Source organism: Pseudomonas sp. NFACC10-1 (genome assembly GCF_900119195.1).
GTDB lineage: Bacteria > Pseudomonadota > Gammaproteobacteria > Pseudomonadales > Pseudomonadaceae > Aquipseudomonas > Aquipseudomonas cerasi.
The window spans coordinates 104925-129568 of sequence record NZ_FPJB01000003.1; the positions used below are offsets into that span (position 1 = coordinate 104925).

18 protein-coding genes and 1 tRNA gene are annotated in these 24644 nt (G+C 57.8%); 4 read left to right on the forward strand and 15 right to left on the reverse strand.

Going from position 1 to position 24644, the window contains the following annotated elements:
- Nucleotides 1–43: 43 nt before the first annotated feature.
- The 4 genes from BT119_RS09105 to BT119_RS09120 form a co-directional block, all read right to left on the reverse strand.
- Nucleotides 44–2434, reverse strand: coding sequence for a glycosyltransferase family 2 protein (locus BT119_RS09105; protein ID WP_072365467.1), 2391 nt, complete (start codon nt 2432–2434; stop codon nt 44–46).
- On the reverse strand, nt 2431–4875 hold the full coding sequence (locus BT119_RS09110; protein ID WP_175550564.1) for a glycosyltransferase family 2 protein: 2445 nt from the start codon (nt 4873–4875) through the stop codon (nt 2431–2433). Before BT119_RS09110 ends, BT119_RS09105 begins: the two co-directional genes overlap by 4 nt.
- A 146-nt stretch (nt 4876–5021) precedes the next feature.
- Complete coding sequence (locus tag BT119_RS09115) at nt 5022–6482, reverse strand: DUF4214 domain-containing protein (RefSeq protein ID WP_072365472.1); 1461 nt, start codon at nt 6480–6482, stop codon at nt 5022–5024.
- 17 nt (nt 6483–6499) lie between these two features.
- On the reverse strand, nt 6500–7318 hold the full coding sequence (locus BT119_RS09120) for a hypothetical protein (protein WP_175550570.1): 819 nt from the start codon (nt 7316–7318) through the stop codon (nt 6500–6502).
- A gap of 817 nt (nt 7319–8135) precedes the next feature.
- On the opposite strand from BT119_RS09120, the gene BT119_RS09125 reads away from it, so the two are divergent.
- From BT119_RS09125 to BT119_RS09135, 3 genes are read left to right on the forward strand one after another with little or no spacing between them, the layout of a single operon-like run.
- Nucleotides 8136–9890: a type I secretion system permease/ATPase gene (locus BT119_RS09125; RefSeq protein WP_072365477.1), complete on the forward strand. Its 1755-nt coding sequence runs from the start codon at nt 8136–8138 to the stop codon at nt 9888–9890.
- Between the two features lie 13 nt (nt 9891–9903).
- On the forward strand, nt 9904–11226 hold the full coding sequence (locus tag BT119_RS09130; RefSeq protein WP_072365480.1) for an HlyD family type I secretion periplasmic adaptor subunit: 1323 nt from the start codon (nt 9904–9906) through the stop codon (nt 11224–11226).
- Entirely contained in the window at nt 11223–12629 is a 1407-nt protein-coding gene (locus BT119_RS09135) for a TolC family outer membrane protein (RefSeq protein ID WP_072365482.1), read from the forward strand. Before BT119_RS09130 ends, BT119_RS09135 begins: the two co-directional genes overlap by 4 nt.
- 43 nt (nt 12630–12672) lie before the next feature.
- Here BT119_RS09135 and BT119_RS09140 read toward each other — a convergent pair whose 3' ends face one another.
- The gene (locus BT119_RS09140; RefSeq protein ID WP_072365484.1) at nt 12673–13821 is read right to left on the reverse strand and encodes a glycosyltransferase family 4 protein; all 1149 of its coding nucleotides are present in this window, start codon (nt 13819–13821) and stop codon (nt 12673–12675) included.
- A 276-nt stretch (nt 13822–14097) separates the two neighbouring features.
- On the opposite strand from BT119_RS09140, the gene BT119_RS09145 reads away from it, so the two are divergent.
- Nucleotides 14098–15516: a mannose-1-phosphate guanylyltransferase/mannose-6-phosphate isomerase gene (locus BT119_RS09145; protein ID WP_072365486.1), complete on the forward strand. Its 1419-nt coding sequence runs from the start codon at nt 14098–14100 to the stop codon at nt 15514–15516.
- Between the two features lie 142 nt (nt 15517–15658).
- On the opposite strand, the gene BT119_RS09150 is transcribed toward BT119_RS09145, so the two are convergent.
- The 10 genes from BT119_RS09150 to BT119_RS09195 all read right to left on the reverse strand — a co-directional run bounded on the left by BT119_RS09150 (nt 15659) and on the right by BT119_RS09195 (nt 24466).
- Nucleotides 15659–16549, reverse strand: a complete 891-nt coding sequence (locus tag BT119_RS09150; protein WP_072365488.1) for a VOC family protein — start codon at nt 16547–16549, stop codon at nt 15659–15661.
- 14 nt (nt 16550–16563) lie between these two features.
- Entirely contained in the window at nt 16564–17328 is a 765-nt protein-coding gene (gene epsC, locus BT119_RS09155; RefSeq protein WP_072365490.1) for a serine O-acetyltransferase EpsC, read from the reverse strand.
- A 228-nt stretch (nt 17329–17556) separates the two neighbouring features.
- Nucleotides 17557–18657 carry a redox-regulated ATPase YchF gene (ychF, locus tag BT119_RS09160; protein ID WP_003433722.1) on the reverse strand — a complete coding sequence of 367 codons (1101 nt, stop codon included), beginning with the start codon at nt 18655–18657 and terminating at the stop codon, nt 17557–17559.
- A 21-nt stretch (nt 18658–18678) separates the two neighbouring features.
- Entirely contained in the window at nt 18679–19263 is a 585-nt protein-coding gene (gene pth / locus BT119_RS09165; RefSeq protein WP_003317127.1) for an aminoacyl-tRNA hydrolase, read from the reverse strand.
- A gap of 164 nt (nt 19264–19427) precedes the next feature.
- A complete protein-coding gene (locus tag BT119_RS09170; RefSeq protein ID WP_003365632.1) occupies nt 19428–20042 on the reverse strand; it encodes a 50S ribosomal protein L25/general stress protein Ctc in 615 nt (204 codons plus the stop codon).
- A 124-nt stretch (nt 20043–20166) separates the two neighbouring features.
- Nucleotides 20167–21108: a ribose-phosphate pyrophosphokinase gene (locus BT119_RS09175; RefSeq protein ID WP_003317125.1), complete on the reverse strand. Its 942-nt coding sequence runs from the start codon at nt 21106–21108 to the stop codon at nt 20167–20169.
- 45 nt (nt 21109–21153) lie between these two features.
- Nucleotides 21154–21228, reverse strand: a tRNA-Gln gene (locus BT119_RS09180).
- Nucleotides 21229–21265: 37 nt separating this feature from the next.
- Nucleotides 21266–22114, reverse strand: coding sequence for a 4-(cytidine 5'-diphospho)-2-C-methyl-D-erythritol kinase (gene ispE, locus BT119_RS09185; RefSeq protein ID WP_003365629.1), 849 nt, complete (start codon nt 22112–22114; stop codon nt 21266–21268).
- A 2-nt stretch (nt 22115–22116) separates the two neighbouring features.
- Nucleotides 22117–22734, reverse strand: coding sequence for a lipoprotein insertase outer membrane protein LolB (lolB, locus tag BT119_RS09190; RefSeq protein WP_058416363.1), 618 nt, complete (start codon nt 22732–22734; stop codon nt 22117–22119).
- Nucleotides 22735–22738: 4 nt separating this feature from the next.
- Nucleotides 22739–24466, reverse strand: a complete 1728-nt coding sequence (locus tag BT119_RS09195) for a tetratricopeptide repeat protein (RefSeq protein ID WP_003433719.1) — start codon at nt 24464–24466, stop codon at nt 22739–22741.
- Nucleotides 24467–24644 lie beyond the last annotated feature (178 nt).

Below are 24644 nucleotides of genomic sequence, written 5' to 3' on the forward strand. Positions count from 1 at the left end.
AACCTGAAGGCTAGGCTTGCAAATACTCATAAGATCTCTTGAGTTAAGTGCCTACGCGTCGTAACTGCCTATGTCTTGGCGGAATCGCCAAGCCCCCGTAAGGCCCGCTCAAATAATCCAGGCTTAGCGCCGGGTGATAGTACGGATCGCTTTGGCCAGATTGGGACCAGCGTTCGATAAAGCCTTGCTGTTCGCGCTGGCCGCGGGCTCGCTTTTCCGGAGTCTGGTCTTTGCCGCGGCTGGCCGATTCGGCGTGGATGAGTTCGGCAAATGGCGTCCATATGATGTTTAAGCCTTGTTGTCGAATACGCAGGCACAGATCCACGTCATTGAAAGCCACCGGGAAAGCCTGTTCATCCAGGCCTTGCAGCGTATCGAAGACCGATTTGCGCAACAGCAGGCATGCCGCCGTAACTGCGCTTTGGCGTCTGGTGATCTGATTCATCCCCAGGTAGCCGGCATCGCGTTGTTCCAGATGGTTGCCAGTGTGCGCGGCCAGTCCATTGACTCCGACCACCACGCCGCCGTGTTGCACCATGCGGTTGGGCCACAGCAGTTTGGCTCCTACTGCGCCGACGTTCGGACGCAGCAGTTGGCTGACCATTTCCGTTAACCAGTCGGCTGCTATGATTTCGATGTCGTTGTTGACCAGCCCGATCAGTTCACCGGAGGCGTGGGTGGCGGCGTAATTGTTGATGGCCGAATAATTGAAAGGGTGAGGGTAGGGCAGAACCTTCACTCCGCGCCCAGACAACTCTTGCAGATAAATCAGGGTTTGCGGGTCGCTGGACTGGTTATCGACAACGATGATTTCCAGGTCAGGATAATCAGTCGCGGTCAGCAGGCCTTCGATACAGGTGCGCAGCAACCCGAGTTGGTCGCGGGTTGGAACGATCAGGCTGACGCGGGGCAGGGTGGCCGGCAAGGGCCACTGCGTACGCAACAGCGCCGGGAAGTTCGGCAGTTGTGTGACGCTGGCACCTGATGCGAGGCTTTCGCTCAACCAGGCGATGGCGTTCAGACGCTGGGCTGATGGCTCGACCTGCTCGGGGCTGGCCGGGGCGAATTGGCTGCGGTGGTAGAGCACCTGCGGCAGATGCGCCACCATAGCCTGACCGGTTTCGCTGGCCAGAGCGATGGCCGCGCTCAACTGATGCCAATCAAGAGTTCGCTGGCCATCAGTGGCGGCTATCAGCGCCAGTGCCTTATCGATGATCGCAGCGCCGAAGATCGCACCGGGGGTGAAGATATCGGCCCCCATAAACAGGTCGATGTCCCATACCGGTTTCAACCACGGCAGGCTACGCTCGCCTTGCGGACCATCGCGATCACAATCTGCATAACCCCACGCACAGCCATCGTCGAGCAGAGCACTCAGGTGTTCCAGTGCGTGCATTCCCAGATGATCGCCGGCCATCAGCGGGACCACTGCATCGCAGCCGGCTTCAAGTAACTGCTTGAGTGCGGGCAGCAGGTCTGCGGCGTCTGCTTTGACCAACTGATGAGGCGCTGTGGGCTGGGCGTTCAGGCTCGCGAGGCTGATGGCTTCAAGCGTGCTGTTGCCATCACTTATTAACAGCAAACCGATCCTGCATTGCTGCGGTTGATCGTCTTTTGGCGCAGCAGGACGGAAGCGTTCAAACCACTCGGGGTAATGATGAAAGCCTGCACTTTTCGGCAGGCGCATTGCCTGGTCCGCTGCAATCCGGGTCAGCAATGCCAGATTTTGCTCGGTGGGTGCGTGCTCATGCTGCTTGAGCAGACCTTCCAGCCCGTCGTGCCAGCAGCACAGGGTTATTGGGCTGCCGGATAGCGTATGGCCGAGGTCATTTTCGATGTCCAGTGTATGTGGCTTACCATCAGCCAGTTCCCAAGGCAGATCAAAACTGAAACCGTGATCGCTCGTTGCTCGATAGACCAGCGCCTGGTGATGAACATTGCACGTAGCTTGACCAAGTACCCGACTGCCCTCTCGCACGGTGATTTGCACATGCCGCTGCGGTGCATCCGGGTCCCAAGACCAGCCGCCGAGCCTCAGGCCACCGCTGTGCCAGACCTGAGACGCGATGGGCGCCGGCTCTGCGCTGGGCGTGGTCGGTAATTGCAGGTCGCCAGCAAGCCAGTAGTCACTGTTGGCCACCCGGGCGCTGATGTGCTTTGCATTATCCAGCCAGCCTTGGCGCAGCTGTACACCAAAGCCATGGAATGGATCATCCGCACCGGCGCGGGGATGAAACTGGTCGGCCCGGACCAGTGAAACGCAGGCGCCGTCGATGTAGACCTCGACAACCAGATGTTCATCCGCATGCAGGGTATCGAGCGCCCAGCCTTGCAGTACATCGCCATACAGGCCGGTGATGGCACCATTGAATCGTGTATTACCGGAGGGCTGGGGGGGCGGGTCGGAGTTGACCGGTGTGTGTTCTGAGATCATGTCCGACTCAATGAAATAGGCAGTGTGTTGATCGGTAATGCTCCGGCTTCCTGGGCGAGCGGCCCTGGCATGGCGTACAGCGGCAGATCCAGTTCGACAGCCAGGTCCGCAGCGCGCCAGGATGCGCCTGGGCTGCGCTCCAGGCTCAATGCAGCGGTGCATCCGGCAAGCAAGACGGAGTCGGCCTGGCTCAGGCCTTGCGCGATGGGTAACGCATGAATTGCGCCAGTGGCGAGCAAGGGTTTGACCCACGGGCCGTCCTCTGCAACGAGCAATACCAGAGATTGGTTTTCGTATGTGATGCGCCTGCCCAGTTCCAGCCACTGTTTGGCGATGTCAGGGTCTGAAAGGCGGTCGGCAATCAGCAGGGTGGTTGGTACAAGATCGTTGTTCGGCAGCGTTTGAGGGGCTGACCGGATCAAAATATTGGCCTGGGGCAGAGCGGCAGCGTAACGCTCGCGCAGGGCCTGCCACGGCAACTCGATGCTCTGCGCCTTGCGTGCGAAATGCGGCCAGTCGAAGCGGCTGTCTGGCGTGAGCAACACGTCATCGCGGCAAACGATTCGGTAAGGTTTATCCAGTTGTTCGGCCAGTGCGCAAAGCGCTTCAGGGCAATTGGCGAGGTTCTGATAGATCAGTTCGTCCAGTGGCAGGCTGCGCAGGTCTTGCAGCAGTTGCTCGGTGTGGGCAGGCAGTTCGTAATCAAGGCTGAATGCCAGCGGCAGCACGTTGGCCTGCAGCGTTGCCTGCGCATGCTGGCCCTTGTTGCGCCAGGTGAGGCTTAAAGGCGCTTGCGATGTGCTGTTGGCGATATGCAACTGCCGTAATGCGGGTGTCGACAACTGCTCGGGCAGTTGCACAAGGCGCGCGCGTTGCAGAGCCTGACGCGCGGGCCTGATGGGATCGCGCAGGCAGAAGTTTTCATAGCGCGATGACGCGTCCGGGTATCGACGCTTGAGGATGGCGTTATTGTGCGCAACCCGCAGCGCCTTTTCGGCGCCGAATGAAATGCCACCCTGGTGCGCAACGAACACATTCGGCGCTCCGACATGACGCCAACCCAGGCCGCGCGCTCTCAGGCACCAGTCAGTTTCCTCACCATAACCGCGCAGCAGTTCGACTTCATCCAGATAACCCACACTGTCCAGAGCGCTGCGTTTGATGTACAGGCAAAAGCCGCAGCCGGTTTCGAGCTCCATGGCCGGACTGCCAGTCATTCGCGCCAGATCGTCCAGGCGGGCCTGTTCTGCTGCGCTGGGCATCGGATGGCTGAATCGGCTTTCAGGAAAGCTCATCAACTCGCCGTTATTGGTGAACGGGGTGACCGAGGCAATGGTCTCGTCGGCATAGGCAGTTGTGCGCAGCCGGTCCAGCCAGTCACCCTGCACACGGGTGTCGGCATTCAACCAGACCACATCCTGCTTGGGGCTTAACGCCATCGCGCGGTTCATGCTGCGGATGAAGCCCAGGTTGATGGGGTTCTGCACCAGAGTAATTTTGCCCTTGCCCGCGAGAACCTTGAGGGCTTTGCGCAGAGCGGGGACCGGCGTTGCGTCTTCTATCACCACCAGGCGGTGAGGTGTGCGATTACGTTTGCGCGCCTCCAGTGCACTGTTGATGCACTCAAGGGTTTCTTCCAGGCCGTCGTAAACAGGGATGAGTACATCCACCGGCTGCTTGTCACCAACCTTCAACGCCGCAGGTGGAGCAACGAAAACCGGCATCGCTGACAGTGGGCTGCCCAGCAGCGCGGTGCCGTTATCGAAGCGCACATGCACGGCAGGGGTGGCATTGGGCACCTTGATGCGAATACCGCCGTGAGCCGCAGGCAATCCTGCCGCTGTCAGTAACGGGTGCGGGGCGCTGGCAACCATGCTGATCAAGTGACCGTTGGCTTCCAGTTGCAACGACACAGGCGTCTGCACGTTGTGCACGTCGATGGCCCAGCCGTGGATCTCCTGCACATCAGGCAGGTAACGGACCACGCCGAGCGCGCCTGGCAATCCGGTCTGCGCAGCCAGCAGTTTGAGTACCAGAGCGAGTTCGTTGGCAGCGGTAATATCAGGAAGGTGCGCGAGAATGATGCGGCGCAAGTCTTCAGGTGTTTCCGACAGGCTGCGTGCCTGCCAGAGCATCATGCGTAGCGAAGCGTCGGCAGGCAGTTTTTGCCAGGCATTACTCATGTAACGGTTGGCCAGTAACGGCTGACCCTGGGCAATGATGCTGCGCCCGAGCAGGGCGTGAATGTCCGCACGCAGAGGAAAAGCATGCGCGGCGTTGAGCAAATAAATAAAAGCAAGCTTTGGGTTTTGCGGCAGGGCCTCGATACCTTTCCAGACCAGTGCTTCCGGACGGTATTCAGGGGTCTGCAGCGCACACTCGAGTGCCACGGTGGCAAGGTCGTGCTCATCGGCCTGGCGGTGGCGATGAAACATATCCATGAGCGTTTCTCGCCCACGGTCGAGGTGTCTGGACATAAGCTGGCGTGTTCACTTTAAAAATAAAAGAGGGGCGACCCGAAAGTCGCCCCTTTTTGCATACGACCCGGCCTTGCGGCCGGGCGTATTTGTTACAACGACGGGGCTAGTTACACCGCGCCGTGCAGCACGATAACGTTGTCGTTATGTGCTACTGCCTCTGGAGAACCTACGATGCCGATAGCAACATCAGCGTGGGTGCCGCCGTTGGCCAGTAAGTCGCTCCATGCAGCCTTGCCGCCTGCATCAGCGGCGCGACCGGTAGCGGTCAGGTACAGATTGTTGATGAAATCGCTATCTGCCTTGGTTGCAGCTTCCTGCGAACCAGCGATGCCCTGAGCCACTTCAGCACGGCTGGTGCCGTTGAACAGTTGGGATACCCAATTGCTCAGGCCACCTTGATCCTGATTGGCATCGCGACCCAGTACTGAGGTGTACAGGTCACGGACGAAGTCGCCGTTCGACTGGTCGAGAGCTTGCGCCTCGGTGGAAACGGCGAGGCCTGCTGCAACGTCAGCCAGAGTGCCGCCGTTAGCTATCACTGCTTGCCAGTTGGCAAGGCCACCAGCGTCTGCCGCACGGCCCAACAGTTCAGTGTACAAGCTACTGATAGGAGCCGCAGAGGAAGTATCGGCAAACTCGGAGGAGTTCAGGAAGCTATTGGCGATGTCGGTCAACGATGCACCGGAATTCGCCAGGCCAGCGAACGCCTGAGCGCCACCCAGATCTGCGTCACGACCCAGAATGCCTTCGAACATGCGCAGAGCTGTAGCTTCTGTATCGTTCTGTGCCAGAACAACAGTTTCAACAGCGCTGGTAGTAGTGTTGACGAAGGTCAGGAACTCAGCGCCAGTGATCGAGGCAGTTTGCGCGCCGGTCAGGTTGACGTTGAAGTTGTTGCCAGCAGTGAAGGTGTAGTCAGCAACCGAACCGTCCAACTGAACAACGTCGTAGCCTGCGCCTGCATTGACGACGTCTGCGTGGTTGGTGCCACTCAGAACGATGGTGTCGTTGCCGCTACCGGTGATCACGTTGTTGTTGCCAGCACCAGCGATAACAGTGTTGTTACCGTTGCCAGTGATGATGGTGTCGTTGCCTGCACCTGCATCGATGAAGTTGTTCTGATTGCCATTGACGATGATTACGTCATCGCCCGTACCAGTGGTCAGCAGGAACTGAGTGGTAGCGGAAGCATCAGCCGACACAGCAACGCGAGCCAGCGACGAAACGTCGGCAGCAGCATCAGTAGCGATGGTCGGAGTGATGTTGACGTTCAGGTTAGCCTGGCTGTCCAGAATGATTGCCTTGGCAGCAGCCACTTCAGCAGTAACATTCAGGGTGACCAGATCGCCACGTGCACCAGCGATAGTGCCGGTGATGACGTCAGTAGTACCGGTTTGGCCGGTAGGAATCTGGAGAGCGTTTACGCCATCCCAGCTAGCGAGGTCTACGGTGGTCGCAGTGTCGAGAGCCAGAAGAGTACTGATTGCAGCCGTGGTGCTGTCAGTCAGATTGGTAGCCGTCAGAAAAGTGTTGAACTGAGTTGTAGTTACCGGGGCATCGTATTGCATGGGAAATTCCTGTTACTTCAAGCCATCTGGCCTGTGCTGCTAATTTTCTGCGTCAATGCAGAGTTTTCCCACGGAGACTTATAGCGGGCAGCGTTCATCTTCGTAGCGGGTGCGATGCAAATGTGTAACGCCACCAGGGGCTCTGTGCCAGTGGGGCCGTACATCATCTGGTTGGCGACAATGACCTGCGGCGCAGCGCCGCGGAAGACAAGGTGGCCAGACAATTCGTAAAAATGCTGATTGGGTCCTACCAGGCTGAAACCTGCGCAGACCAGAGGCAAAGACTTGCCGCGGGTACCTGTGAAGGCTCCCGAAGCGACATTAGGGCTAGGGCCGGAGCCTGCAACGGTAGAGGTGTAAACCAGGTCCACGCCTGCCGGCTTGTCGCCCCACAGGATGGAAAACCCTTCAAGGCGCCGGGTGCCGTGAGGTTCGCCTGCCCAGCCTTCCGTAGAGACCACATCACCTTCTCCCTGCAGATGCGCAACCAGCTTGAGCGCCACGGGCATGGGAGTTGACGAGATCGCCGCGCTCGGTTCGGCGGTCGCAGCAATAGTGAAATTGCGCATGATGGCGGTGGAGGTGTCGATTCGGTCGATGCGCAAGTCGATAGGGTCGATGACTGCATCGAACATATGGTATTCGGTGATCAGAACCGTGGTAATGCCACCCTTGACGCGAGCAACGATGGTATCGCCAAGCCGGGTCAGCATGTTCTTGCTGACACCTTCGGCCGGAAAGAAATCAATAGATCCCTTACCAAGGGGGGCTTGCTGCAGTGCGATGCACACAGGCTTGTCCGCGGGTGGCTGCGAGGCATAACGGAATATGTACATTCCTGGCTCGAGCAGCGTCACGCGAGAGCTGATCTTTAGTCCATCAAGTTCTGGAGACTGCACCCAACAAGCTTCCTTCTTATCCTAAGCCGGCTACGCCGTCAGTCCTTCTACAGGGCTGATAACACACTGCTCGGGTACTGCTACACATGGTTGGTGGCTCTGTGCTAGCCAGATTGCGAGAGTAGTCCTTTGGTAGGAAAAGTCAATTTGAATCAGATGAATTTTCGTGGCTTTGTGTAGGAGATTTCTCGTGTACAAACTCTGGCCAAAAGTACCGTTTTATTGTCGCAAAGCGGCGGAATGCCGCAGGTTTTCGAGTCCTTTCTTGTGCTCGGTCCGATTGATTCGAGATGTTTCCGCGCTGGCGTAGAGATTTACGTTTTTCTCTAAAGACCAGATTTGGCAAATCTGTCGAATTTCATATCAAGCGGGTCCAGCTCTCGATATTGTTCTACAATTCACGATAGGTGAATCGTTTAAGTTGCAGGCAGGGCGCCTCGTGTGCTGACGGTCTATGCCGTATAAAGGCTTGTTGAAGTCGGATCCGTATCCTTTCACTGCTTACTGCGCCTTTGCCTATATGACAGTTTTTGCATTGCGCGCTTTTTTGCACTGTCAGATTGAAAGATTTAACTTTCGAAGTTTGTTCAGGTTTCCGGCGGTATGTGTGGCGGTGTCGAACCTTGACGCCCGGAAACCTTCACTTGTATCTGGCTGAATTTTGCGTATTTTGATGGCGCCTCAATGCTGCTTTGCTTCAAAAGCAGGTGCTACACTGCCGCGCGTTCATCGCTCTCTCATCAGTACGGATTCTATGAGTCGTTCACACGAAAATAATTTGCAGGTAGCCCTCAAGGCTTGCAAAGGCAGCTTTATCTCAGTCGGTTTCTTCAGTCTGTTTGTAAACGCCTTGATGCTGGCCCCCACCCTTTACATGATTCAGATATCCGGACGAGTGGTGCCCAGCAGCAGCGTCCCGACCTTGATCATGCTGACCTTGATCCTGACCGTACTGATGATCACTATGGGAGCGCTGGAGTGGGTTCGCTCCAGAATCATGGTTCGTATCAGCAACAGGCTGGATGTCCTTCTAAGCCGTGACGTCTATCGAGCCAGTTTCAGGAAAGCGTTGAGAAGTGGCGGTATGGATGCGTCGGCACAATCTCTAAACGACCTTACATCGTTGCGCCAGTTTCTTACCGGTAATGGCCTTTTCGCATTTTTTGATGCTCCCTGGCTGCCCATTTATACCGCCGTGATGTTCCTGTTTCACCCATGGTTTGGATGGATGACCGTCGGTTCTGCAATCGTGCTGATAATACTTGCCTATCTGAACCACCGGTTCACCGGTAAGGCACTGACCGAAGCCAATCAGCAGAGCATGGTTGCGAATCTGGTGACTACCAAAAACCTGCGTAACGCTGAAGTCATCGAGTCCATGGGGATGCTCGATACTCTGATGGCTCGTTGGGGTGTTCGTCAGCGCAGAGTCCTGGTGCTGCAGTCTGATGCCAGCGACAAGGGCGGTATTGTTACCTCAATCTCAAAAACCTTCAGGAACTGGGCGCAGTCGATCATGTTGGCTCTGGGTGCGTACCTGGTCATAACTCACCAAATGAATCCTGGCTTGATGATGGCTGGCTCACTGCTGTTGGGGCGCGCGCTTTCTCCGGTCGATCAGATTATCGGCACTTGGAAAGGTTTTGTGGCTGCGCGCATTCAGTACACTCGCCTGAGTGAAACGCTTGAAAAGCTGCATAACGAACCGGATCGCATGGCTTTGCCTGATCCCGAAGGGCATATTCAGGTCGAAAACCTGGTAGTCACACCGCCGGGTGGCAAGAACCCGGTCATTCGCAACATCAGTTTCGTAACGCCGGCTGGCACCATTGTGGGTATTGTCGGGCCGAGCGCGGCAGGCAAATCGACGTTGGTAAGAGCTCTGTTGGGCATCTGGCCTGCGCAGCACGGCACGGTGCGTCTGGACGGTGCCGACATCAGTGCCTGGGACAAACAGAAGCTTGGCCCGCACCTTGGCTATCTGCCACAGGATATCGAACTGTTCGAGGGCAGCATCAGCGATAACATCGCCCGGTTTACCAAGGTCGACCCCGAGAAAGTGGTTCTGGCGGCGCGCACCGCGGGTGTGCATGAAATGATCCTGCAGTTGCCTGACGGCTACGACACCGTGATCGGCAGTGATGGCGTCAACCTGTCCGGTGGACAGCGTCAGCGCATCGGTCTGGCCAGGGCTATCTACGGCAGCCCGCGGTTGATTGTGCTGGATGAGCCCAACTCCAATCTCGATGAAGTCGGCGAGCGTGCCCTGAGCGTGGCGCTGCAACTGATCAAGGAGTCAGGTGCCACGGTATTCATCGTCTCTCACCGCCCCAATATTCTGTCGCGGCTTGACCGGGTAATGGTCATGAACGCCGGCACCATCACCTTGTACGGCGCGCGTGATCAGGTCATTGCCGAGTTGGCACAGCAACAGGCCAAGGCGCAGCAGGCTCAGCAACGAGTGGCTCCTGCAGCCACCGGTGTTGCACCGGCGCAACCTGGCGCGTGAAAGGAATTCATGAATGAGCATTAAGACAATATCCACGCTCGACACTCACGCGGATGACATGCCCACCTCCGATCGCGGGATTCGCCGGATCGGTGTGGCGATCGTACTGGTCACCTTCGGCCTGTTCGGTACCTGGGCAGCGCTGGCTCCATTGGATAATGCGGTGTATGGCTCAGGTGTGGTGATGGTGCAGAGTTATCGCAAGACGGTTCAGCATCTTGAAGGCGGTATCGTCAAGGAACTGCTTGTCCGTGATGGGGACACCGTTCACAAGGGTGATCCTCTGATCGTGCTGGACGACTCGCAATTGCGCTCTCAATACGAGTCGACCCGCAATCAGTTGATTTCTACCCAGGCCAGGGAGGCGCGACTGCGCGCCGAGCGCGACGAACTGCCCTCGATTCCGCCACTGACCATCAGTGGTACGGACAGTGTGCGGGCCAAAGAGGCCATAGCAGGCGAGCAACAGGTATTCAGCACCCGGAAAAACTCCCGCCTGACCGAGATATCGGTACAACGCGAGCGCATCGGGCAATTGAAGCAGCAGATCAGTGGTCTGCGAGACATGATCCGCACCAAGATCAGCCTTGAAAAATCCTACAGCAGTGAGATCACCGAGCTGAAGGATCTGCTATCTCAGGGCTTCGTGGATAAGCAACGATTGCTTGAGCAGGAGCGCAAGCTGGACATGCTCAAGTCCGAAGTGGCCGATCACGAGTCCACGATCACCAAGACTCAGCTACAGATCAGCGAGACCGAACTGCAGATCATTCAGTTGAACAAGAACTTCAGCTCTGACGTCGCGAAAGAGTTGAGCGATGTGCAGTCAAAGGTATTCGATTTGCAGGAGACCGCTACCGCGCTGCAGGACCGTCTGTCTCGCGTGGTCATTCGGGCCCCTGAGGACGGCATGGTACTGGACATGAAGGTTCATACCGTGGGCGGTGTAGTCAGCGCTGGCACGCCGTTGCTGGATATCGTGCCGGAATCTTCCGAGCTGGTCGTTGAGGCTCATGTCGCTATCACCGACATTGACCGGATTTCCATCGGCAAGCTGACGGACGTTCACTTCAGCGCCTTCAACAGTGCTACTACTCCTGTCATCGAGGGTGAGGTGACGCGTATCTCCGCCGACCGTTTGAAAGACGATGCCGGTGAGCCGTATTACCTGGTTCGGGTAAAACTGACCGAGAAAGGCTTGAAGCGTCTTGGTGACCACAAGCTGCAGCCGGGCATGCCCGCTGAAGTGCTGATCAATGCTGGCGAACGGACCATGCTTCAATACCTGTTGAAGCCGGCGTCCAATGTGTTTATCAAATCAATGATCGAGGAATGATCGTGCTGCGCTTCGTTCCTGTGTTCCTTTCCCTCGGGCTGGTCAGTATTCAGGTTCATGCAGACCCTACGCAGCCCGCTGCGCCTCAGGTCACCAGTGCTTCGGCATACTCCGTGGATCTGATGAAACTGTATCGAGAGGCGCGTCTGGAAGACCCGCGAGTGTTGTCTGCCTATCTGCGTGCTCAGTCGGCAGTCGACAGCGAGCGTGATGCCTTTGGCGGGCTGTTGCCGCAGGTCACTGCGAACAGCAGTTACAACCGGATCCTGCGCAAGGATGACACGGAGCGCGAGCTTTATAACAACTCCAGCTATTCGCTCAACCTGACCCAGTACCTGTACAACAAACAGGCTTGGGAAGCCTACCAGAAGGCCAAGAGCACGACGGAGCAGAAGGGGCATCAGGCCGAAGATGCCCAGGCTGAGGCCACGGTTGATCTGGCCAGACGGTATTTCCAGGCGCTGTCTGCCGACGATGAACTCGAGCTGATCATGGCTGAGCGCCGGGCGACGCAAAAGAGCCTGGATCGGGTCAATGCGATGTACGACAAGAAGATGGCCGTGGTCACTGATCTGCTGGATCTAAAGGCGCGTGTCGATTTGCTGGCCGCACAGGAGGTTGATGCCCGTAACCAGATCAGGCTCAGCCGTGCTGCGCTCTCTGAAATTGTCGGGCGGCCGATCACCGAGCCTTTGAGCCGCATCAGAAACGACATTGCGCTGCAGGCGCCGTCTAAATCGATGGATACCTGGGTGGCCCAGGCCATCGACAGCAACCCGCTGCTCAAGGCTCGTGAAAGCAGTCTCGACGTTGCCAACGCCGCGGTACGTGAAGGCAAGGGTGGGCATTATCCGACGCTGACCTTCACCTTGGGTGCCCAGCAAAGTGACGTGGGCTACGACAACACCCTGTCACCGCGCAGCGACAGCTATGTGGCGACAATCGGCGTGCGCGTGCCGATTTACAGCGGCGGCTCGACCTCTGCGCGGGTGCGTGGGCTGTACAACGAGCAACTGGCCACCGAACAGGATGTGGAAAGCGTGCGCCGCCAGGTGGTCAAGGAAACCACCAACGCCTACCTGACGGCGTTTTCCAGTGTCGAGAAGATCCGCGCCAACAAGAACGCGCTGGGATCGGCAGAGCAATCGAGTATTGCGGCGCAGAAAGCCTTTTCCTATGGCGTGGTGAACGCGGTCGATGTGCTGACCAGCGTGCAGAACGAGTTCAAGGCGCGGCGTGACCTGCTCAGGGCACAGTACGACTTCATCACCAACCTGTTCATCCTCAATCGATGGGCAGGCCGTCCGCCGCAGGAGAGTGTCGACAGCGTCAATGTCTGGCTGGGTGGAACCAATCCGGCAGTCGAGAAGGCTGCGGACTCGGCCTTGAAAAAGACGCCCTGATCGCACCTGCTACGCGCTTAAGGGCTTGTGCCTGGTGGCTCTTCTAGCGACGAGCCGCCAGCACCTTGCGGTAGATATCCAGCGTGCTCTGCGCGCAGGCATCCCAACTGAAATGACGCGCACGCCCCAGCCCTGACTGAACTTTGCGCTCACGCTCTTCTGGCTGTTCCAGTACGGCGAGCATTGCAGTGCTGATGCTCTCCGCACTGTTCGGGTCGACAGCCCATGCTGCATCCCCCGTCACTTCCGGCAGTGAAGAATTGTTGGACGCGATCAGCGGACACTGCGCCGCGAATGCCTCGATGGCCGGCAGGCCGAACCCTTCATACAGCGAAGCAAACACCAGCGCTCCGGCACTTTGCAGCAGCGCCAGCACCTCATTCTGTGGCAGGTAACTCAGCCAGCGACCTTCGCCACGTTGCTGCAACGCCTCAAGCTGCGGTAGCAGTTCTTCGTTGCTCCAACCGTCACGACCGACAATTACCAACGGATGCTCTTTACGTACCTGTGCGGGCAGTTGCTGGAAGGCTTCCAGCACGCGCTGCAGGTTTTTGCGAGGCTGCAGGGTGCCGACTACCAGAAAGAAGCCGGGTTTGAGGCTATAGGCGTCCAGCACCCTGTTGCGCTCGGCGGCGCCGATGCGCTCGAAATACACAGGGTCCACGCCTAGGGGCGTGACGCTGATGCGCTCTGGCGCTATGCCCAGGTGACGAATCATGTCCTGCTTGCTGTATTCGGAGATGGTGATGATGTGATCGGCACGTTCGATGCTGGTGGTGAACAGCCAGCTTTTCAGGCGCTTGAGGTCTTGCTTGATCCATTCCGGGTGCAGCACCGGAATCATGTCCATGATCGTAGCGACGACAGGTACGCCTTTGATCCGCGGGATATGGTGATCCGTGGCATGGAACAGTTGTACGTCTTTGGCGATGCTTGCCGAGCTACCCAATGGCAGTTTGAGGACGCCACTGAGCACGGCATGAATACGGTAGTCGCTGGACAACTGTTGCGGCTGACCACAGGCCAGGACTGGCAGGTGCTTGCCGAATGCGTAAGGTTTGACGTGGATATCTTCAGCCTGACTCAGCTTGGTCAGACTGTGCCAAAGCGCCCTGGAATATATGCCGATACCGTCCAGATGGCCGGCACGTTCGCCTTTCGCCCAGACCGTACAACTCAAGCCTATATCCATGTTCTGTCGTTCTCAATGTCGATCAATTACATTACTTCTCAATGGTGTACCAAGGCAGCGTATTACGCTTGCGTGTGGCGGATATGCGGAATCAGGCGCGGAATCGGGCGCGAAGACTAACATGCGGCGGCTTGGCTCGCACGGGGTGGCGAGCAGTTGCGGCGACGGAGTTACTGAATGGCAGGCATATTGTAGTGGCCTTCATGTTGCATAGCAGCCAGAGCACCCGGATAATGGGCCTTTGCCACGCCTTCGTGGCCCAAGAATGGAGCGTCTATGTTCACCCCTGTAATCCTGGCTGGCGGTAGTGGTTCGCGGTTATGGCCTTTGTCGCGGCAGAGTTTCCCGAAGCAGTTTCTTGCCCTTGATGGCCAGGATCAGGGAACCATGTTTCAACGCACACTGGCTCGCCTGAAAGGCCTTGAACACGCGCCTGCGGTTGTTGTGAGCAACGAAAATCACCGCTTCATTGTCGCCGAGCAGTTACGTGTTGCGAAAATGGGCAGTCGTCGTGTCATTCTCGAACCACTTGCCCGCAACACGGCGCCGGCCATCGCCTTGGCTGCGATTGAAGCGATGGCTGATGGCACCGACCCGATCCTGCTGGTGCTGGCTGCCGACCACCATATCCATGATGAAGAAACTTTCCGACAAGCGGTAGAGGTTGCACAGACGCACGCTGAGGCAGGCCGTCTGGTGACATTCGGTATCACCCCGACTCACGCTGAAACCGGTTTTGGCTACATTCACTGTGGTGAATCCATTGCTCAGGGTGGCTTCGCGATCGAGGCCTTCAAGGAAAAGCCTTCCCCGGAGATGGCTGCCGAATACCTATCCTCAGGTGCTTACCTGTGGAACAGCGGTATGTTCATGTTCCGTGCCTCGGTGTTCCTGGCTGAGCTGAAAAAGCATCGCTCCGACATATTGTCTGCCTGCCGCATAGCCTTGGCTGACTCCGATGCCGACAACTACTTCCTGCATGTCTCGGCCGAGAAGTTTGCCTTGTGCGCCGATGAGTCCGTGGACTACGCGGTCATGGAGCACACCGACCTTGGTCTGGTCGTGCCACTGGATGCAGGCTGGAACGATTTGGGCAGCTGGGCAGCGATCTGGGACGTGGGCCCGCACGACGAAAATGCCAACCGCCTGGAAGGCGATGTGATGGCAATCGACACGCGCAACTGCCTGGTGCAGTCGCACCATCGACTGGTTGCCACTGTTGGCGTCGAGGACCTGATCGTTATCGAAACCAAGGACGCCGTCCTGGTTGCCAACAAGCACAACAGCCAGCAGGTCAAGGACGTGGTCAAGCGTCTGCAGGCAGAAGAGCGTCCCGAGTTCGTCACTCATCCACTGGTCAACCGCCCGTGGGGCCACTACGACACGATCGATCTCGGCGAGCGTTATCAGGTCAAGCGCATCAGCGTACTGCCAGGTGAGTGCCTGTCGCTGCAGATGCACTACCACCGCGCCGAGCACTGGATCGTTGTATCCGGTACCGCCAAGGTTATCTGCGACGATAAGGAACTGATCCTGTCCGAGAATCAGTCCACTTACATCCCGCTGGGCGTCAAGCACTCGCTGGCCAACCCTGGCAAGGTGCCGTTGGAACTGATCGAAGTGCAGTCCGGCTCTTACCTGGGCGAAGACGACATCGTGCGCTTTGAAGACCGCTACGGTCGTCTGAAGAAGTAATCCGGCATCCGCTGAATGTTGGTCCGAACGCCCCGCAAACCTGTTTGCGGGGCGTTTTTCGTTGGGAAAGGAGCGGTTGTTCTGTCCATGTGTTTGCCGCCTGATCGCTCAGGACAGTGACAGGTCCTTGGATAAGCCTCGTCTAGCAGTTCTGAGTGAACTCCAGGATGACGTTGCCGGCGGCTTGCGGTGCGACGTAGATGCGCCCCGAGGCTTCTCGATGCGCAACCTTGTTGTCTTCGAGGATCGCGCGCAGCGCATCGAGGCGTTTGGTGTGCAGCCGGATGGCAATCGCGTGGGGACGCTCTTCAACGCTGCCGGGCAGTTCGATGCCTGCAAACTCTCGGGCTGCCGTGGCTGCGTCTATGGCCCTGAGCAGGCCGCATCGTGTATCTGCTTCCAGTGCCTTGCCGTTGTACTTCACCGCATCGCCATAGATCGCTCTCCAGCGGGTCTCCAGTAACCGGGGTTCTGCAAGGTAGGTGATCGCCAGGATTGCGTCCGCGCCATTGGGATGGTTTTGCCAGCCTGGAACCCATATCAGCTCGGGCCTGTGTTGATGGCAGATAAAGTTGGAGGCGTCCGGTAGTTCAGGGTCTATAAACAAGGCCAGGGAAACCACCGCTTCATCCTGACGACCATCGGGCAAGGTCATCTTGCGGCGAAAGTCGATACGCCCCTGACTTTCCAGACCAGCCTGCACCAGACGGGCGTGGTCAGCATCGGCATCTTTGCTGTGCAGTGCTACCAACGAAATGCCTTCTTCACCGCGGTCGAGAAATTGCCCCAACTGACGGCCGAAACAGAAGCCGTTTACCGCGTTAGTTCCGAATTTGGAGGCATCCTCTACGCCGATCAGTTCGATGAAGTTACCCGGGAACATCATCAGGGATGTGACACTTCCCCAAGGGTGACGGCTGACCGGGGAGGGCGCGAACCCCATCTTGCGATAGAGTTCCAGTGCCTCGGAGTGATTGCGTACCGTGACAAGGGGATGATCGATACCCTGCGGGAACTGCGCGGTAGCTGTCATGGCGGGATCTCCTGTTAGCGTCGGGATTTTGCGTTAAAGGTAGCGAGGGCTGCGGGAGCGTCGCCTACTACCTTGGCTGGAGCGCCCGCAACCACGGTTCCTGCGGCTACCGGCTTGAGTACCACCGCATTGGCCGCCACGATTGCACGCGCTCCCACCTCAATGTTTCCCAGAACGGTTGCACCGGCGCAAATCAATGCGCCCCGGCGGATCTTGGGATGTCTGTCGCCCGCCTCGCTGAGTGTGCTGCCCAGAGTGACGCCGTGCCACAGGCTTACCTGATCCTCGACTACAGCGGTCTCGCCAATGACCAGGCCAATACCGTGATCGACGAACAGCGCCCGGCCCAGACGAGCGGCAGGATGAATGTCGATGCTCCAGGTATTGGCCGCCCAGTTCTGTAAGAGCACCGCGCTTTGCACGTCTCCTTCAGCCCAGAGTGCGTGGGCGATGCGATAAGCCTGCACAGCGAGGATACCGCGGAAGGTCAGAAAAGCGGTGAGGTGGTCAGGACAAGCCGGATTGACGATTTCCAGGTGGTTTATATCGGCTGCGGCCGCTTCTGCGATACCGGGGTTGGCGTCGATGATCGACTTGAACCAGCTCTCCAGTGCTACGTTACTGGCTTGAGCCTGAATCTGACGCGCGAGGTTTGCGGCAAGCGCAGCCTCGAACGTTTCGTAGTCGAGCAGGTGGCTTTTGGCGTATTCGCCTAATGCTGGATTGCGTTCGCTCAACTGGTGAGCCTGTTCGCGAAGGCGCTGCCAAAGAGGGCTCATATCCATCTCCTGTGTCGGTAGGGGAGTATGGACATGGGGTCGAAGAGCGAGCAAAAACACAAACTGAAAACTTTGTTGCTTTTAGTGCAACACAAAAATGGAGCGTATCAGGCGCAAGGCGCGTTTCTCGCAGGCAGCCCAAAAACGATAAAACCGCGTCAGGGCGCGGTTTTATCGAGGTGTGCAGTTCGAAGTGTTTCAGGATGCCCCTGAAACCGAAGACTCGAATCAGACGTTAAACCTGAAATGCATCACATCACCGTCCTTGACGATGTATTCCTTGCCTTCCAGACGCCACTTCCCGGCTTCCTTGGCGCCGGACTCACCCTTGAACTGGATGAAGTCGTCATAGGCCACGACTTCGGCACGAATAAAGCCTTTTTCAAAGTCGGTGTGGATGACGCCTGCGGCCTGTGGTGCGGTTGCACCGACACGGACGGTCCAGGCGCGTACTTCTTCGACGCCAGCGGTGAAGTAGGTCTGCAGGTGGAGCATTTCGTAGCCAGCGCGAATTACGCGGTTCAGGCCGGGTTCTTCGAGGCCCAGGGCTTCGAGGAACATGTCTTTTTCTTCGCCGTCATCGAGTTCGGCGATTTCGGCTTCGATCTTGTTGCAGACCGGCACCAGCATTGCGCCTTCTTCTTCGGCGATGGCGCGGACCACGTCCAGCAGCGGGTTGTTCTCGAAACCGTCTTCGGCGACGTTGGCGATGTACATGACCGGCTTGGTGGTCAGCAGGTGGAAGCCACGGATGGTGGCTTTCTCGTCGTTGCTCATGCTCTTCATCAGGCTGCGTGCAGGCTTGCCTTCGCTGAAGTGTGCAATCAACTGCTCGAGCAGGCCTTTCTGGACCACTGCGTCCTTGTCGCCGCCCTTGGCGTTGCGGGTGACCTTTTGCAGTTGCTTCTCGCAGCTGTCGAGGTCGGCGAAGATCAGTTCCAGATCGATGATCTCGATATCGCGCTTGGGGTCGACGCTGTTGGAAACGTGAATCACGTTCTCGTCTTCAAAGCAGCGCACCACGTGGGCGATGGCGTCGGTCTCGCGGATGTTGGCGAGAAACTTGTTGCCCAGGCCTTCGCCCTTCGAAGCGCCTGCCACAAGGCCTGCGATGTCGACGAACTCCATGGTGGTCGGCAGGATGCGTTTCGGGTTGACGATGGCTGCCAGGGCCGCCAGACGCGGGTCGGGCATGGCCACGATGCCGCTGTTCGGTTCGATGGTGCAGAAGGGGAAGTTCTCGGCCGCGATACCAGATTTGGTCAGGGCGTTGAACAGGGTGGACTTGCCGACGTTAGGCAGGCCGACGATGCCGCAATTGAATCCCATGGTGTTTCCCCTCGAGTGATGTCAGGCCTTCTGGCTGTGCAGGTTTTTCATCGCCCGGTTCCATTCACCGGCGAAGATATCCGGCAGCACGCCGAGGGCAAAGTCGATACTGGCGTCCAGTTTTTCCTGTTCGGCGCGTGGCGCTCGACCCAGGACAAAGCCGGATACCTTGCTGGCATCGCCCGGGTGGCCAATGCCAAGCCGCAAGCGATGGAATGTGTTCTGATTGCCGAGCTGCGCAATGATGTCGCGCAGCCCGTTATGACCGCCATGGCCGCCGCCCACTTTGAGTTTGGCGACGCCTGGAGGCAGGTCAAGTTCGTCATGCGCCACCAGAATCGACTCGACCGGGATGCGATAAAAGCCGGCGAGTGCCGCGACAGCCTGGCCGCTGCGGTTCATGTAAGTGGTGGGAATCAGCAGACGAACATCCTGACCCTGGTGCGTGAAGCGCCCGGTCAGGCCAAAGAATTTGCGCTCGGGAACGAGATTGACTCGTTGCGCCGCAGCAATACGCTCAACAAAAAAAGCCCCTGCGTTATGCCGGGTCTGTTCGTATTCGGCGCCTGGATTTCCCAGGCCCACGATCAGTTGTATGGCGGTCACGACAGGGGCTCTTCCTTTGGAGTTGAGGGTTGAACCGCTGACGACAGCGGCAATGTGGACGAAAACTGCTCATTTACCATGATGTAAACTCAGCGATCTCGCCCGCTTTGCCTGCTATCGCTCGCGATGTCTCCTGAGCAACTCCGACGTTACCAAGTAATGAATTACTCGGCAGCGCCTTCTTCAGCTTCACCTTCTTCTTCGTCTTTGACGATACGCGGTGCGTGGACGTTGGCGATTGCCAGGTCAGTACCGTGTGCCAAAGCGACGAACTCAACGCCTTTAGGGGCTTTCAGTTCGGACAGGTGAACGTTGTCACCTACTTCCAGCGTGCCCAGATCAACTTCGATGAACTCTGGCAGGTCTTTCGGCAGGCAGGTCACTTCCAGTTCAGTGGTAGTGTGCGAGATCTCGCCGCCTTTCTTGACCGGAGCTTCTTCGTTCAGGAAGTGGATCGGCACGATTGCGGTCAGTTTCTGGCCGGCAATAACGCGCACGAAGTCAGCGTGCATCACGTGGCCTTTGGCCGGGTGACGTTGCAGCGCCTTGATGATGACGTTTTGCTTCTTGCCACCAACGTTCAGCTCGATGATGTGGCTGTAGGCCGCATCGTTTTCCAGCAGTTTGGCAACTTCCTTGGCCAGCATGCTGATGGACTCGGGGGCTTTGTCGCCACCGTAGACGACAGCTGGAACCAGGCTAGCGAGACGACGCAGGCGGCGGCTCGCACCTTTCCCCAGGTCGGAACGCTGTTCTGCATTCAGGGTAAATTCGTTCATGTTGTATCTCCAAATTAACCACATCCACCGTTGCGTTTGCGACCAGCGCTCGGATGGTATGGGCAAAAAAGCCCCGCCCTGACCGGATGTCAGGGCGGGGCGCTTTTCGTCTGCGTGATGTCAGTTAACGGAACATCGCGCTGATCGATTCTTCGTTGCTGATGCGGCGAACCGCTTCGGCGACTACCGGGGCAATATCCAGTTGACGGATACGGCCACAGGCTTGAGCGGCGGCGGACAACGGGATGGTGTTGGTCACCACCAGTTCGTCCAGCACGGAATTTTCAATGTTTTCGATCGCCCGACCCGACAGCACAGGGTGTGTGCAGTAGGCGAAGACCTTGGCAGCACCATGCTCTTTCAGGGCCTTGGCCGCGTGGCACAGCGTGCCGGCGGTATCGACCATGTCATCAACCAGAATGCAGGTACGCCCTTCGACATCACCAATGATATGCATCACTTCGGAGTGATTGGCTTTCTCACGGCGTTTGTCGATGATCCCGAGATCGACACCCAGGGATTTGGCGACAGCACGTGCACGCACGACACCGCCGATATCCGGGGAAACGATCATCAGGTTTTCAAAGCGCTGATCTTCGATGTCATCCACCAGAACGGGGGAGCCGTAGATGTTATCTACCGGAATGTCGAAGAAGCCCTGAATCTGGTCAGCATGAAGATCAACCGTGAGTACACGATCGATTCCCACCACGGTCAGCATGTCAGCGACAACTTTTGCGCTGATTGCAACACGTGCGGAGCGCGGACGGCGATCCTGGCGGGCATAACCAAAGTAGGGAATCACAGCAGTGATTCGGGACGCTGAGGAGCGACGGAAGGCATCAGCCATCACGACGAGTTCCATCAGGTTGTCGTTCGTGGGTGCGCAGGTCGGCTGAATGATAAAGACGTCTTTACCGCGGACGTTTTCATTAATCTCAGTGCTGATTTCACCGTCGGAAAATTTTCCAACAGAAACATCACCCAGTGGGATATGCAGCTGACGTACTACACGCCGAGCGAGATCGGGGTTGGCATTCCCCGTAAAGACCATCATCTTGGACACGCGCAGTACCTAGAGGCTGAGGGTAACCTGGATGAGTATAGAAAATGGCAGGGGCGGCTGGATTCGAACCAACGCATGGCAGGATCAAAACCTGCTGCCTTACCGCTTGGCGACGCCCCTGTATTGAATCAATCGAGTGCCTGGCACTCAATTCCTGCTACAGAATTTGCAGCTTACGATGCAACATCGAGATGTTGCTTCCTTTCGCTACGAACCCCGTAAGGGTCTCTGTAAGAAGGGCCGAGACTTTATCAGCTTCAGCTTTGTTTGGGAAGGCCCCAAACACACAACTTCCAGTTCCGGTTAATTTTGCTTCGGTAAATTTACCTAACAAATTCAAAGCGTTACGTACTTCTGGGTAACGCCTCTCTACAACCGCCTTACAGTCATTTCGACTGTTTCCCTTGGGAACGGGGCGCACTTTAATGGGCGGCGTGTCGCGTGTCAACAACGGATCTGAAAAAATTTCTGCTGTACTTACAGCGACTTGCGGAACGAGCACCAAATACCACGGTTCTTCCGGGTCCACCGGGGTGAGAATTTCGCCGACGCCCTCAGCAAAAGCGGCATGTCCACGCACAAAAACCGGTACATCGGCGCCCAGCGTCAGCCCCAGTTGCGCCAGACGATCCTCATCCCAACCGAGCTGCCACAAATGATTCAGGGCCAGCAGGGTGGTCGCTGCATCCGAGCTGCCGCCGCCGATACCGCCACCCATGGGCAGGCGTTTTTCCAGCCAGATATCCATGCCCAGTGTGCAGCCGGACTGTTTTTGCAGGGCTCGGGCAGCTTTGACGATCAGGTTGCTGTCATGCGGAACGCCGGGAACATCGGTCTGCAGGCGAATCTCGCCATCTTCGCGAACGGTAAAACCCAGTTCGTCGCCGTAATCGAGAAACTGAAACAGCGTCTGCAGTTCGTGATAGCCGTCAGGGCGACGTCCCAGAATGTGCAGCATGAGATTGAGTTTTGCCGGGGCAGGCAAAACCAGTTGTGGCGTGCTCATGGTCATTGCCCCAGTTTGCGAGGCTGCCAGTCCTTGATGACCAGCGTGACATCCAGGTCCTGCCCGTGCAGCTTGACGCGCTCTGGCAGCCAATAACCGTTCTGCTCGACGTAACTGAGGTATTCCACCTGCCAGCCATCCTGTTCAAGGCTGGCCAGCCGGCTGTCGCCATCAAGTGTCAAGTTGCTTTTGCTGTCCGGTGCCGGCAGACCGCGTACCCACCATACGAGGTGGGACACGGGCAGCTTCCAGCCCAGTTGATCCTGCAGCAGTGATTCTGGCGAGGTGGCTTCGTAGCGGCCCTGATTGGCGACTTCGAGCACCACGGCGCCGGGCCTGCCGGTCAGCCGCGCTGCACCACGGCCGAGCGGGCCGGACAGGCGGATATCGTAGTAATCCTGGCGTTGCAGCCAGAACAGGGTGCCGCTGCCGGAGTCTTTCGGCGCGCGGATACCGACTTTACCGTTGATCTGCCAGCCATCGAGGCTGCTCAGTTGCTGTTTGTGCTCGCGCCATTGCGCGGGGTCACCCTTGCCCTGAACGGCTTCGCGAGAGGTGAGGCCGGCGCAGCCGGTGAGCAGGGCGATGAGGCTGAATACGATTACATGGCGCAAAAACATAACGTCAAAGGGTCTCTGATCCGGTCAAGCGTCGCAGTGTGCTGCGCAGGACGGTGCTGTCGGGTTGTTGTTCCAGGGCCTTGGCCCAGACTTTTTTGGCTTCGCGCTGCTCGCCCTTGGCCCAGAGTACTTCGCCCAGGTGAGCGGCGACTTCGTGGTCGGGAAAGCGCTCGAGGGCCTGACGCAGGTAGCGCTCGGCATCGTCCAGATTGCCCAGGCGGTAGTTCACCCAGCCAAGGCTGTCGAGCACTGCCGGATCGTCAGGGCTGATCTGGTGGGCTTTTTCGATCAGTTCGCGGGCTTCGCTATAACGCGTGGTCCGATCGGAAAGGGTGTAGCCCAGCGCATTCAGCGCCATGGCGTTTTCCGGTTCGCGCTTGATGATGGTCCGCAGGTCTTTTTCCATCTGCGCCAGATCATTGCGTTTTTCAGCCAGCATGGCGCGGGTGTACAGCAGGTTGGCGTCATCCGGGTATTGCTTGAGCGCCTGATTCAATACCTGCCAGCCACGATCCAGTTGATCATTGCTGGTCAGGGTTTCGGCTTCGATCAGGTACAGCTGCACGGCATAATCGGGCTCTTCGGCGCGGGCTTCGGACAGCCGTTTGGCGGCTTCGGCACCGTTGCCGTTGCTGACCAGAATATCGGCCTGGCGCAATTGCGCCGCCAGGAAGTCCGGGCCGGGGCCTACCTGAGCGTATTCGTTGAGCGCGCTTTGCGGGTCATCGCGCTCTTCGTGGATGCGGCCCAGATTCAAGTGCGCTGAATCGACATGCGCGCCACGGGCGATCAGTTCTTCCAGATAGCCCGCCGCTTCGTCCCAGGCCTTGGCTTCAAGGCACACCAGGGCCAGCGAGAAGCGCAGCTCGTCGTCATCCGGATACTGCTGCAAGAGTGCGGCAAACTGCACTTTCGCGTCTTCCATGCGGTTTTGCTCGACAAGCATGCGCGCATAGGTCAGGCGCAGGCGCTTGTCGTCGGGGTATTTCTTGATGCTTTTTTCCAGCAGGGGCACCGCTTCCTTGCCTCGGTTCATGCTTTGCAGCAGACGGGCGTGCAGCAGAATCGGCGCGATTTCACCTTCTTTAGGCGGATTGTCCTCAAGCAGTTTCAGCGACTGTTCGGAATCGCCGTTCTGTTGCAGCAACAGCGCCTTGCCGAAAATCAGCTGACCGTTGTTCGGGTATTTGCCCAGCAATCGGTCAAAGCTCTTGAGCAGACCATTGCGGGTGTCCGGATCTGTTTCGGCCGCCGACAGGGCCAGGAAATCGAAGTGCGTGTCGCCCTGGCCTTGCAGGACTCTTTCCATGTACACCAGCGAATCGTCGTAACGCCCGGCGCGCGCCAGTTGAATGGCGGCGGCGCGTTGCGCTTCAAGATTGCCTGGTGCGTTCCTCGCCCAGATCAATGCGGTATCCAGCGCCGACTGATCGGCACCCATGTACTCGGCAATCTGATAAGCGCGCTCCGAGACTCCTGGGTCCTGGGTCTTGATCGCCTGGGTCACGTAGTTGTCCAGGGCGATGTCGAAGCGGTTGCGCTGGCCAGCCAGCTCCGCACTCAACAGGCTGACCAGGGTGTCCTGAGTGAACGAGCCATAGACCTGCGGCTTGGCTTCAGGCGCGGGCGGGGCGTCCTTTTGAGCGGGCACAGGCTGTGACGAGGCGGGAGTCATGGACTGACAGCCGCCCAGAAAGGCGAGAGCAAGGAACAACGCGGAGGATCTATTCATATATAAGAAGGGCGGCTTACCTGCGGTGTGAGCATCATGACACAAGGCTGTTGGCAAAACCCACAGCCGTCGGAAAAACTGATGCAATGCGTGTGTTTGCAGTGTCGCGGACCCGAAAGCACGGTCTGCGACGAGCGATTGTAGTGGGACAATAATATGTGGTGGTTGTTCTGAGCTT

Bases quoted from the DNA above. Each gene is read 5' to 3' on its own strand.
- BT119_RS09105 (WP_072365467.1), bottom strand. From the start codon at position 2,434: ATGATCTCAGAACACACACCGGTCAACTCCGACCCGCCCCCCCAGCCC.
- BT119_RS09110 (WP_175550564.1), bottom strand. From the start codon at position 4,875: ATGGATATGTTTCATCGCCACCGCCAGGCCGATGAGCACGACCTTGCC.
- BT119_RS09115 (WP_072365472.1), bottom strand. From the start codon at position 6,482: ATGCAATACGATGCCCCGGTAACTACAACTCAGTTCAACACTTTTCTG.
- BT119_RS09120 (WP_175550570.1), bottom strand. From the start codon at position 7,318: ATGTACATATTCCGTTATGCCTCGCAGCCACCCGCGGACAAGCCTGTG.
- BT119_RS09125 (WP_072365477.1), top strand. From the start codon at position 8,136: ATGAGTCGTTCACACGAAAATAATTTGCAGGTAGCCCTCAAGGCTTGC.
- BT119_RS09130 (WP_072365480.1), top strand. From the start codon at position 9,904: ATGAGCATTAAGACAATATCCACGCTCGACACTCACGCGGATGACATG.
- BT119_RS09135 (WP_072365482.1), top strand. From the start codon at position 11,223: ATGATCGTGCTGCGCTTCGTTCCTGTGTTCCTTTCCCTCGGGCTGGTC.
- BT119_RS09140 (WP_072365484.1), bottom strand. From the start codon at position 13,821: ATGGATATAGGCTTGAGTTGTACGGTCTGGGCGAAAGGCGAACGTGCC.
- BT119_RS09145 (WP_072365486.1), top strand. From the start codon at position 14,098: ATGTTCACCCCTGTAATCCTGGCTGGCGGTAGTGGTTCGCGGTTATGG.
- BT119_RS09150 (WP_072365488.1), bottom strand. From the start codon at position 16,549: ATGACAGCTACCGCGCAGTTCCCGCAGGGTATCGATCATCCCCTTGTC.
- epsC (WP_072365490.1), bottom strand. From the start codon at position 17,328: ATGAGCCCTCTTTGGCAGCGCCTTCGCGAACAGGCTCACCAGTTGAGC.
- ychF (WP_003433722.1), bottom strand. From the start codon at position 18,657: ATGGGATTCAATTGCGGCATCGTCGGCCTGCCTAACGTCGGCAAGTCC.
- BT119_RS09170 (WP_003365632.1), bottom strand. From the start codon at position 20,042: ATGAACGAATTTACCCTGAATGCAGAACAGCGTTCCGACCTGGGGAAA.
- ispE (WP_003365629.1), bottom strand. From the start codon at position 22,114: ATGAGCACGCCACAACTGGTTTTGCCTGCCCCGGCAAAACTCAATCTC.
- lolB (WP_058416363.1), bottom strand. From the start codon at position 22,734: ATGTTTTTGCGCCATGTAATCGTATTCAGCCTCATCGCCCTGCTCACC.
- BT119_RS09195 (WP_003433719.1), bottom strand. From the start codon at position 24,466: ATGAATAGATCCTCCGCGTTGTTCCTTGCTCTCGCCTTTCTGGGCGGC.